General features: G+C 64.0%; 1 protein-coding gene. It reads right to left on the bottom strand.

The annotated features are described in order from the left end of the window. Positions 1 to 931 (bottom strand): HNH endonuclease signature motif containing protein (locus ABD798_RS37130; protein WP_344886346.1); only part of this gene is annotated, 931 nt, incomplete at its 3' end. Between the last annotated feature and the right edge of the window lie 38 nt (positions 932 to 969).

The following is a 969-nucleotide window of genomic DNA, read 5'->3' as shown; positions in this document are numbered from 1 at the left end:
CCACCCACGGTGGCGGGATGAAGTCCGGCCGCCCGTCCTCAGCGAAGACGATCTTCCAGTCCTCCTGGTGGATCACATGGTGGTGGTGTGAGCACAGCAAGGTCATGTTGTTCAGGTCGGTGGGGCCTTGATGCTTGGTCCAGTACAAGATGTGATGAGCCTCGGTCCATGCCGGTGGCCGGTCACATCCCGGGAAGGCGCATCCCTTGTCCCGCACCGCAAGCGCCCGCCTCAGGGGCGGGGGCGCTGTCCGCGTGGTGCGCCCGTAGTTGAGCGGAACACCCTCCTCATCCACCGTCACCGGGATGACCTCCGCATCACAGCAGAGCTGCCGGATGAGTGTCGCGGTAGCCTCGCCATCCCAGTCGGTGTGCCCGGACCCGGTCTCGTCCCGGACATCCTCCGCGCGGATCGTGACCACGACCTGAGGACGCACCCCGCCACTGGCCGGGAGGTCTTTGGTGGCCAACGCGACGGTGATCAACTCACACAAGCCATCGGCATAGCGCTGCTCGGTGGTGCGCGGGTCCTTCTCACCCCCAACCGGACGAGGTTTCGACACCGCGTGCAGGGCTTCCTCGACCATCGCGCCTTCCAGGGGCGGGAGGCAGCCGGTGAACATCAACCACCCGTGCTGGTTCTTGCTCATCCGCCACGACCGGGCCTTGACGCCTTCCTGCTCGTCCTTGAACGCACCGTCCTGATCAAAGTACGAGCGGACCCGTTTGCCCGCATACATCAACTCCTGCGGAGTCATATCGGGTGCGTAGTCCAGCAGAGTCTCCTCAGCCTTCTCAGCGACCTCAGCGGGGATGTTCTTGATGACATCAGAGATGATCAACGCGTGCTCACCACTGAGCACCCCGGAGTACACCGCCTCCCGAGTCAACGGCACGCGCGGCAGATCATGCACCAACTTCGCACGACGCACAGCCTCACCCGGAGAAATCTTCAAGTGCGACCGCAGCA

The organism is Allokutzneria multivorans (genome assembly GCF_039537405.1).
Lineage (GTDB): Bacteria > Actinomycetota > Actinomycetes > Mycobacteriales > Pseudonocardiaceae > Allokutzneria > Allokutzneria multivorans.
The sequence above is the reverse complement of the archived record's forward strand: the minus strand, read 5'-3'. Positions and strand labels throughout refer to the sequence as shown.